Origin of the sequence: Streptomyces silaceus (assembly GCF_001419745.1) — a bacterium.
Lineage (GTDB): Bacteria > Actinomycetota > Actinomycetes > Streptomycetales > Streptomycetaceae > Streptomyces > Streptomyces silaceus.
Genome location: NZ_LIRJ01000489.1, coordinates 1 through 8,817, shown reverse-complemented (window position 1 = coordinate 8,817; position 8,817 = coordinate 1). Strand labels below are relative to the sequence as shown.

Genomic DNA, 8,817 nt, shown 5'->3' with positions numbered 1-8,817 from the left:
GCCCCTGCCGCCCGCCGCGCCCGGCCCACCGCCCGCAGATCTGCTGCATGACGATGTTGCCGATGGCCCACGTGGCCCAGAACTGGCTGACGAACGTGGCGGGATGGGACGGGTCGAGCTCGCTGGAGTAGACCGGCAGCGCCACGTTGTGGGACGAGGAGCCGAGGCCGTCGGCGGCGCGGACGACGATCATCAGGGCGAGGACGGGGGCGGCGCGCAGCAGCAGGAGCGACCCGGCCCGCGCCGCACGCCCGCCGCTCTTCTCGGCGCCCTTCTCCGTGCCTTTCTCTGTGCCCTTCTCCGTTCCCTTCGCGTCCGCGTCGGCGGAACCGTCCCCGTCGGCGGGCTCCTTGGCCCCCTCGGGACCCTTCTCCTCGGCCGACCTCGTACGGATGGGCAGCGAGAGCAGCACGCTCGCCGAGACCGCGAACGTGGCGGCGTCCAGCGAGATGGCGGCGACGTAACCGAGTTGCGCGACGACGAGGCCCGCGGAGGCGAAGCCCGCGATCATCGCGAGCGAACGCCCGGTGGCGAGCAGCGAGTTGGCCCGCATCCGCAGGTCGCCGCCGACGATCTCCGGGATGCTGCTGCGCAGCGCGACGCCCGACAGGGTGGAGCAGAATCCGGTCACGACGGCCAGCGCGTACAGAAGGCCGGCTCGCCCGCCGTCCGGCGCGATCAACAGCGCTATCATGGCGGCGCACTGAGTCAGATCGGCGCCGACCATCAACTTCTTCCGGTCGTACGCCGAGACCAGCCGTCCGCTCACAAAGCCGGATACGACACTGGTCATCAGGCGCACGGCCATGAAGAGACCCGCGGCCAGCGCGCTGTCGGTCACCTCGTAGATGAAGACGTTGAGCGCCACCATGTTCAGGTAACTGCCGTACGCCGAGATGCCGTTGCCCACGACGAGCAGGCGAAAGTGCCTCAAGCGTTCCCCCCTGGTCCGCCGCCGGGCTGCCGTATGTGGTCGTACACGGCTGTGCTCAGCCGAGACGGCTCTCACACTCACCCGCTCCGAAGCGCGCCTACAGTCCCCCGAATTGGCGACTTGACAACATTGATCGCTCTCGGTAGCCAAGGGTTCACCCCAGGGTCTCTGTGACTCCTTTCTGTTTGGTCTTCACCATGGTTAGATCAAGTTGCGGCCACAAGCTGCCGGAGGTGTTGACAGTCTCTCCCGGAGGGAAGATGCCAGTAGACAGCCGCCCTCAGAACGCACCGGCGTTGTCCCACAGGGAACGTCAGGTGCTGGCTCACATCGCGGCAGGCCTCTCCCACAAGCAGGTGGCCAGACGCCTGGGCATCAGCGTGCACACCGTGAGCACGTATCTGCGCCGCATCCGCTCCAAGCGCACCGCACCGACCGTCGCCCATTTGATCCGGCTGAGCCTGACCGAGGACGTGACGACGCCGAGCGGGGGTCCGCGCTGACCTACGAGTCGGCTGTTTCGGCCACTTCACCGACCGGCGCACCGCCCGGCGTCCCCTCGGCCGCGCGGACGGCGAGGGCGAGCAGCCCCAGCGCGACCAGGCCGAGGACGGCCGCGACACCCGGCAGCAGCCCCGCCCCCGCGCCACTCAGAGTGACGCCGCCGACGACACCGCCCAGGGAGACCCCGAGGTAGGTGCCCGACGTGTTGAGCGCGAGCGCCTGGGGCGCGACGGGTCCGGCGAGCAGATACAGACGCGCCTGGATGGCCGGGGAGTTCCAGAAGGCGATGCCGCCCCAGACCGTACCCACCACGACGAGGACGGCGAACGGCACGGGCCGGGCGAACCAGAGCAGCCCCAGGACCACCATGATCCCGGTGAAGATGCCGATCCCGGCGACCAGCGTCCGGTCGGGCCCCCACCGGTCGGCGGCCCTCCCGCCCGCCCAGATGCAGACGATGCCGGCGAACCCGGAGAGGCTGAACGCGAGCGCGCGCTGGTCCACACCGGCGCTGCTCACCGCCTCGATGTGGGGAACCATGTACGTGAGCATCATCATCGAGCCGGTCATGAGGACGCAGTTGGCGGCGAGCCCCAGCGACACGGGCGGGGCGGCGAGGGTCCGCACCTGCTCGCGGACGCCCGGCACGTCACCGGCCCGGTCGCCCTCCCGGGGCAGGGCCACCAGCAGGAAGACCAGCGCCGCGACACCGGCCACGGCCATCGCGGCGAACGTCGCCCGCCACCCGTGATGGCCGCCGATCCAGGTGCCGAGGGGGACCCCGGCCGCGATGGACCCGGTGACGCCGAGCGCCACCACCGCGACGTACCGGCCGACATGAGTACTCGGGGCGCGCTCGGCGGCGTGGGCGAACACCGCCGGGGTGGCGGCCGCCGCGGCGAGCGCGGCGACGATCCGCAGGGCGACGAGCGTCCCGAAACCGGGCGTCATGGACGCGACGAGGTTCGCCGCGACGAAGACCGTGAACGACACGGCGAAAAGGCGCCGCCGGGACACCCGCGCCAGGGCGACCCCGGCGACCGGCGCGGCCAGGGCGACGGTGAGCGAGAAGACGGTCACCAGTTGTCCGGCGCGTGCCTCGCTGACGTCGAGGTCGCGCGCGATTTCCGGCAGAACACCGGCGATCACATAGTCGTCGGTATAGAAGACGAAGGCAGCGCCAAGTAACGCGAAAAGCCAGACGGGCACAACATATCCCCCTCTTGAATCACCTCAGGAACGACCTCGGGAACGGCCTCAGGAACGGCCTCGGGAGCCACCTCGGGAACGACCGGAAGAAACGCCCGCGGACTCCGACGAACCCTCGGATTCCGCCAGGATCGAGCGCACATGCGCCCGCAGCGTCTTCCGCACCCGCTCGGCGCCGAGGGACCCGTGCGGGGTGACCGCGTCGAGGGCGAGACCGCCGATGACGGCGACGACGCGCTCGGCCTCCTCGGCCGGTTCGGCCACCCCGAGCACGTCCAGCACCTCCGCGACGACCTGCCGCATGTCGGCGGCCATCCGCTCGGTCACCGGCCGGAAGTCGGGGTGCACGCGCGCGGCGACGATGAACTCCATCAGCACAATGGACTCGACGCGCCGCTCCTCGTCGACCGGCAGCAGCTCTTCGAGCAGCGCCTGAAGGGCATCGACGGCGGCCTCCCCCCGGAGCCCGGCGAGCGCGTGCGGCTCGTACCGCGTGAGCCGCTTCCCCATCCGGTCGCCGACCTCGGTGGCGGCGGCCACGAGAAGGTGCCGGTGGTCGTCGAAGTAATGCCGGACCGACCCGATGTTCAGCCCTGATTCCGCGGCGACTTTCCGCAACGACAAACCACTGAAACCCTCGTCGACGAGCAGCCTGAAGGCGGCATCGATGACATCCCTGCGACGCTGTTCGAGATCGATCCGAGCTGGCATCGCCAGACAATATCACAGCTGTGATAAAAACGGGCCGCGCCTCTGCGTGCCCCCGAAAGGAAGGGAGAGGGGGAGGGAAGAGCAAGGAGAGGAAAGCGGAAGGGGCAGACGAGTCGGGCTGTACGCCGGGTTCTGTTCCCTGGTCCCCTCGCGGGGGCCGGGGCGACGGCCATCCATCTAGGGCCGGCATTGCTGCCGGCCTCGTGCGGTCTACCCGCGGACTCGGGCGGGCAGCCCTCGAACGTCCGCGCAGAAGCACCGGGGTGCTTCCTCTTGACCTTGCTCCAGGTGGGGTTTACCTAGCCGCCTGAGTCACCTCAGGCGCTGGTGGTCTCTTACACCACCGTTTCACCCTTACCCGGCGCCGAAGCGCCGGGCGGTCTGTTCTCTGTGGCACTGTCCCGCGGGTCACCCCGGGTGGCCGTTAGCCACCACCTTGCCCTGTGGAGCCCGGACGTTCCTCGGGAAGGGCCCCCGAAGGGGTCTTCACGCGGCCGCCCGCCCGGCTCGTCTGCCGTGCCGACCATGTTACCCGCCGGGTGGCGGTGGACCGTCCGCCGCCCGGGGCTGCCGTGGCCAGGAACGAGCCCGCGATGATCAGGGCGAAGGCAGCGACGACGCCCGCGGTCAGGGACTCGTCGAGGAAGGTGACGCCGGCCGCGACCGCGACGGCCGGGTTGACGTACGTGAAGACCACCGCGCGCGTCGGGCCCGCCTCGCGGATCAGTTCGAGGAAGACGACGAAGGCGAGCGCCGTGCAGATGACGCCGAGGCCCGCGAGGGAGGCCAGGGTCGGGGCGTCGGGCACGGCGGCCGGGCGGCCGGCCACCGCCGCGGGGGCGTAGACCAGCGCGGCCAGGACCAGGCACGGCGCGATGAGCTGGAGGGTGGGCACGTCGCGCAGATGGCGGGCCACGATCAGCGGGGCGACGGCGTAGCCGAGCGCCGTCAGCATGACCTCCGTCAGCGACCACGCGTCGCCGCCCGTCAGATGCGGCACGGTCAGCACCGCGACGCCCCCGAGGCCGAGGCCGAGACCGGTCAGGCGGCGGGCGCCGAGGCGTTCGGTGTCGCCGAAGAAGCGGGCCAGGACGGCGCCGATGATCGGGACGGCGGCGATCAGGAGCCCCGCCGTGGAGCTGGAGATGCGCCGCTCCGCGTCGGTCAGGGTCCACCAGGGGCCGAGGATCTCCACGCCGGCGAAGGCCAGCATGGGACGCCAGTGCGTGGTGACCACGCGGACCAGCCCGCCCTGCCGTACGGCGAAGGGGAGCAGGAGCGCCGCGCCGAGCGCACAGCGCGTGAAGACCACCACCGACGGCGACAGATCGCTGTCGACCGCCACTTTGATCATGAGATACGGGATGCCCCACAGGACACCCATGAGCCAGAAGAGAATCCAACCGCGTGCCGTCATGCGGGCAGTCTCGGCCGGGTCACCGCCCGGTGTCTTGAACGCTGTTGCGGTACGCCGCCGGGGTCACGCCGAGCACCCTGCGGAACCACCGCGTGAGGTGCGCCTGGTCCGCGAAGCCCACCAGCGGAGCCGCCTCGGCGGGGCGCAGGCCCGCCTCCAGGTGGGCGCGGGCGCGGCTCACGCGGTACTGGGCGAGCCAGGCGTAGGGCGGCATCCCCGTCGACGTACGGAAGGCGCGCAGGAGCTGGTAGCGGGAGAGGCCGAGCGGGGCGGCGAGTTCGGCGAGGGAGGGCGGGGCGAGGAGCTCGTCGGCGAGGCGCTCGCGGACGGCGCGGGCGATGCCGTCGGCGCCGGGGACGCGGTCGGCGAGGGGGCGGGCGCCGCCGTGCCTGCGGGCGAGCGCGGTGAGCAGCCAGGGGACGCGGGACTCGGTCTCCAACGGCTCGGCGGGGCCGCTCAGTTCGATGTGGGCCGTGCGCAGGGCGGCGGCCAGTTCGGGGTCGTCCATCACGGGGTCGCGGAAGTGCGGCAGGGTCGCGGTGCCCTCGGCGAGGAGCGGGAGCGCCGGGTACATGGCGCGGTAGGCGTAGCCGCCGGTCGCGCCGGGGCCGCCGGTGTGCACCTCGCCCGGCGCGAGGACGACGATGGAGCCGGGCCCCAGGTGGATCCGCCCGCCCCGGTAGTCGATGATCTCGGAGCCGCCGACGCAGACGCCGACGGTGAACTCCTCGTGGTAGTGCGGGGCGTAGCGGTGGCGGTCGAAGCGGGCGGTCAGCAGGTCGAGGGTCTGGCCGCACCGGCCGAGCGAGGTGCGGGTCCATACGGCCTGCTCGCGGGGGTGGGCGGCGGGCGTTCCGGGCCGCCGCGTCCGGTCGGCCGTCGTCCCGTCGTCGTGCGTGTCGTACGCGTCGTGCGTGTGCTGCATGCGGTGCCCGCTCCCCCGGTGACTCGTCGCGCCGTCACCGGTGCAACACCGCGCGCGCCTCTTCCATGCCGCGCCGCGCTTGACCTTGTCGCAGCGTCAACGTTTCTACTGGGCCCATGCGGATCGGAGAGCTCGCCGGCGCCGTCGGCGTCACCCCACGCGCCATCAGGCACTACCACCACCTGGGCCTCTTGCCCGAGCCCGAACGGCGGCCCAACGGCTATCGCGTGTACGGGCTGCGGCACGCCGTCGCCCTGGCCCGGATCAGGCGGCTGACCGAGCTCGGCCTCGGCCTCGCCGAGGTGCGCGACGCGCTCGCCGACGACGCGGGCCGCGAGCTCGCCGAGATCCTCGCCGAACTGGACGCCGATCTCGCCCGGCAGGAGGCCGCCCTCCAGGAGCGCCGGGCGCGGCTGCGGTCGCTGCTCGACGACGCGGAGCGCGGACGCCTGACGCGCGAGGGCCCCGTCTCCCCCGAACTGGCAGACTTCTTCGGCGAGATGGCCCGCGCGTCGGCGGAGCACGCGGTCCCGCACTCCGCGATGGCCGAGCAGGACCGCGCGTTCCTCGCCCTGCTCGACACCACCGCGGCGCCGGAGGACCGCGACGCCTTCCTCGCGGCGATGCGCCCGGCCCTCGCCTCGCCGGGCGCGGCGGAGCGGGCGCACGAGGTGTACGTGCGGCTGGACGCCCTCGCGGACGCCGACCTCGCGGACCCGCGCACGGACGACGCCGTCGACCGCGCCGCGCGCCTGCTCGCCGACGCCCTGCCGGACTCCCTCGTGACGGAGCTGGGGGTCACGGGCGCGCGGGTGCTCGCCGAGGGCGGCGGCGCGGGCGACGAGGGGTTCCTGGCGGCCGTCTTCGCCGAGTTCGCGCCCGCGCAGGCCGAGGCCGTACGCCGCGCGATGCGGCTGCTCGTCCGCAGGGGAACGCACGGGGAGGAGACCGGATGAGCACCCCCGGCACGCGCCCGGCCGCCACCCGCGCCACGGCCCTCGTCCCGACGCCCGTGCGACGGCTCGTCGGACACGAACTGCGCGTCCTGGTCAGCCTCGTGCTGTGGGCGGCCCGCCGGCGGAACGGTGTGCGGCGGGAGGCGGACCGGGCCTTCGGGCACGCCCGCGACCAGGCGGCGATGATGTACCTGCTGACCTTCGGCTGTGTCGTCGAGGCGTACGGGATGGCCGTCCTGCTGCGGGACTTCCCTGTCGCCCACGCGGTGATGCTGGTCGTCGACGTCTACAGCGTGGTCCTGGTGCTCGGTATCCACGCGGCCTGCGTGACCCGGCCGCACGTGCTGTCGCCCGACGCGCTGCGGCTGCGCCAGGGCGCGCACCGCGATCTGCGCATACCGCTCGGTGTGATCGCGGGCGTGCGCGCCGAGCGGAGGTTCACGCGGGAGCCCGCCGACGGCGTGCTCGATCTGCCGGTCGCCTCGACGACGTCGCTGACCCTCGACCTTTCGGCGCCCGTCACGGCCATCGGCTTCCTCGGCAGGCGGCGCGAGGTGACGACGGTACGGCTGCACGCGGACGAGCCGGAGAAGCTCCTCGCGGCGCTGCGGGAGCGGCTCGCCGCCCCCTCCCGCCCCTCGGGGGCGGACCCTCACGCGGGAGCGAACTGAACCTTCGCCGTGCCCGGATCCGCCTGCGTGAGCCGGACGCGCAGCCGCTCCCCCAGCGGCAGCCTCGACGTCCCGCCCTCGATGCGGGCCACGATCGCCGGATCGGCCAACTGCACCGTCCCGACGGCCGGTTCGCCCTCCTTCACGTCCACCACCACCGCGTCGAAGAACTCGCCGACCCGGTCCTTGAGCAGCGCGGCCTCGACGATGTCCACGCACTCCCGCTCCACGGTGTTGCCGCGCCGCGTGCCGTCCGCCATCTCCTTGGGCAGCGCGTCCAGGGCGGCGAGCACCCACTCCGGCGGCTCCTCGCCCGCGCAGGCCGCCAGGCAGATCTCGCCGGAGTACCGGTCGACGAGACGGCGCAGCGGGTCGGTGCAGTGGGCGTAGGGGGCGGCGACCGCGGCGTGGGTGGTGAGCTCGGGGACCCGGCCGCCGCTGAAGGCCGTGTAGCCCGCGCCGCGCAGCAGCGTCGTGCACTCCTGCAAGAAGGCGGCGTGGTGCGACGTGCGGGGGTCGAGCGAGCGCACGAGCCGCGCGTACGGGACGTGGTGCGGCCAGTCGATGCCCAGCGCCGTGGCGGTGCGGCGCAGCCTGCCGACGGCGCCGTCGGGGGCGGTGGGCAGCGTCCGCAGGATGCCGGTGCCCGAGCCGATCATGAGGTCGGCGGCGGCCATGCCGGTGAGCAGGGAGATCTGGGCGTTCCAGCCGTCGGCGGGGAGCGGGGCGCGGTAGACGAGTTCGTACGTCCCGTCGCGCTCGACGATCTCCTGCTCGGGCACGTCGAGGGAGATGCCGCCCCGGTCGGTCTCCAGCTGCTCGCGCAGGGTCCCGATGTCGCGCAGCAGCGCGACGGCGTCCTCGGCGGTGCCGTCGTCGACGGCCCTCTGCACGCCGTCGTAGTCGAGCTTGGCGCGGCTGCGGACGAGGGCGCGGCGCACGTCGGTGTGCTCGGGGCGGCCGTCCGCGTCGAGGTCGATGGTCCACAGGACGGCCGGGCAGGTCTGGTCCGGCAGCAGGCTGGCGGCGCCCTCGCTGAGGGCGGTGGGGTGCAGCGGGACCTTCTCGTCGGGGAAGTAGAGGGTGGTGACGCGGCGGTGGGCCTCGGCGTCGAGCGGCCCGCCGGGCGTCACGTACGCGGCGACGTCGGCGATGGCGTACCGCACCCTGAAGCCCTGGCCGTCGGCGCGGCGCGAGAGGTGCATGGCCTGGTCGAGGTCGACGGAGGTGGGCGGGTCGATGGTGAAGAAGGGGATGTCCGTGGCGTCGTGGGACGGCAGCCGGGGGGCCGCGGCGGCCCGCTCCGCCTCGGCGAGCACGTCGGCGGGGAACGCGTCGGGCACGTCCAGTCTCGTGCGCAGCTCACGCAGCACGGCCCGCAGCGGAGCCTCGGCTGCGCCGGTCACCTGAAGATGGCGGCGGGGCATGAACCGAGAGTAGGCCGGGAGCCGGCCGACGGCACGCGCTGACGGGCCGAGGGGCCGATGGGC

Annotated in this window: 8 protein-coding genes, 1 other RNA gene and 1 pseudogene; 3 read left to right on the top strand and 7 right to left on the bottom strand. The window is 73.0% G+C overall.

The window, feature by feature from the left end:
• Positions 1–934 (bottom strand): MFS transporter (locus AOK22_RS34985; protein ID WP_079037024.1); only part of this gene is annotated, 934 nt, incomplete at its 3' end.
• Between the two features lie 197 nt (positions 935–1,131).
• Between AOK22_RS34985 and AOK22_RS34980 the strand changes: the two genes are divergently transcribed.
• Entirely contained in the window at positions 1,132–1,437 is a 306-nt protein-coding gene (locus tag AOK22_RS34980; RefSeq protein WP_107102105.1) for a LuxR C-terminal-related transcriptional regulator, read from the top strand.
• Between the two features lies 1 nt (position 1,438).
• Here the strand turns inward: AOK22_RS34980 and AOK22_RS34975 are convergent, their stop codons facing one another.
• From AOK22_RS34975 to AOK22_RS34960, 5 genes and pseudogenes are all read right to left on the bottom strand, one after another.
• Positions 1,439–2,647 carry an MFS transporter gene (locus tag AOK22_RS34975; protein ID WP_055702732.1) on the bottom strand — a complete coding sequence of 403 codons (1,209 nt, stop codon included), beginning with the start codon at positions 2,645–2,647 and terminating at the stop codon, positions 1,439–1,441.
• Between the two features lie 48 nt (positions 2,648–2,695).
• Positions 2,696–3,358, bottom strand: coding sequence for a TetR/AcrR family transcriptional regulator (locus tag AOK22_RS34970; RefSeq protein ID WP_079037023.1), 663 nt, complete (start codon positions 3,356–3,358; stop codon positions 2,696–2,698).
• 105 nt (positions 3,359–3,463) lie between these two features.
• Positions 3,464–3,868, bottom strand: an RNA gene (gene rnpB / locus AOK22_RS34990) — RNase P RNA component class A.
• Between the two features lie 124 nt (positions 3,869–3,992).
• Positions 3,993–4,775 (bottom strand): annotated as a pseudogene (locus AOK22_RS44085) (DMT family transporter); the annotation flags it as partial.
• Positions 4,776–4,794: 19 nt separating this feature from the next.
• On the bottom strand, positions 4,795–5,700 hold the full coding sequence (locus AOK22_RS34960) for a helix-turn-helix domain-containing protein (protein ID WP_079037022.1): 906 nt from the start codon (positions 5,698–5,700) through the stop codon (positions 4,795–4,797).
• A 116-nt stretch (positions 5,701–5,816) separates the two neighbouring features.
• Here AOK22_RS34960 and AOK22_RS34955 point away from each other — a divergent pair, with 116 nt between their 5' ends.
• Both AOK22_RS34955 and AOK22_RS34950 read left to right on the top strand, forming a co-directional pair.
• Positions 5,817–6,656 (top strand): MerR family transcriptional regulator, encoded by an 840-nt coding sequence (locus tag AOK22_RS34955; RefSeq protein WP_055702730.1) that lies wholly within the window; start codon positions 5,817–5,819, stop codon positions 6,654–6,656.
• Positions 6,653–7,327 (top strand): hypothetical protein, encoded by a 675-nt coding sequence (locus AOK22_RS34950; protein WP_055702729.1) that lies wholly within the window; start codon positions 6,653–6,655, stop codon positions 7,325–7,327. The genes AOK22_RS34955 and AOK22_RS34950 overlap by 4 nt, the downstream gene beginning before the upstream one ends.
• Here AOK22_RS34950 and AOK22_RS34945 read toward each other — a convergent pair.
• Positions 7,309–8,754 carry an RNB domain-containing ribonuclease gene (locus AOK22_RS34945; RefSeq protein ID WP_055702734.1) on the bottom strand — a complete coding sequence of 482 codons (1,446 nt, stop codon included), beginning with the start codon at positions 8,752–8,754 and terminating at the stop codon, positions 7,309–7,311. The two genes, AOK22_RS34950 and AOK22_RS34945, sit on opposite strands and share 19 nt — an antisense overlap.
• Positions 8,755–8,817: the final 63 nt, after the last annotated feature.